Source organism: Bacillus sp. LR--39 (assembly GCF_053613335.1).
Genome location: NZ_JBSIOT010001671.1, coordinates 1 through 508, shown reverse-complemented (window position 1 = coordinate 508; position 508 = coordinate 1). Strand labels below are relative to the sequence as shown.

The window sequence follows — 508 nt, the reverse complement described above, 5'->3', positions numbered from 1 at the left end:
AGGGCACCTTTTTCCGTTATGGGCTTTTTCAGATTATCTTCGGAGCAGGCGTCGTCAACAAAATATATAAAGAAGTCGTTCATGTATGGGAGACTGTGCCTTCTGAAGAGCCTGTCCACCAGAAAAAAGCCAGCCGGAAGCTGAACCCCGCCGCAGCTTTTGCGAAAACACTGTCCGATATTTTTGTGCCGATTATTCCGGCAATAACAGCAAGCGGCCTGCTCATGGGGCTGATCGGCATGATTAAGGTGTTTCATTGGTTCGCTGCCGGCAGCCCATGGATTAAAATGCTCGACCTCGTGTCCAGTACAGCCTTTATTTTACTGCCGATTTTAGTCGGCTTCAGTGCCGCACGGCAATTTGGCAGCAACCCATACCTAGGGGCAGTGATCGCGGGGCTTTTGACGCATCCTGATCTGCTGGACCCGTCTATGCTCGGCAGCAAAACCCCGTCTTCTTTAGACATATGGGGGCTTCATATCCCGATGATGGGGTATCAGGGTTCCAT

Annotated in this window: 1 pseudogene; it reads left to right on the top strand. The window is 51.0% G+C overall.

The annotated features are described in order from the left end of the window. A pseudogene (gene sacX / locus ACWHAR_RS32435) lies at positions 1–508 on the top strand (SacY negative regulator SacX); the annotation flags it as partial.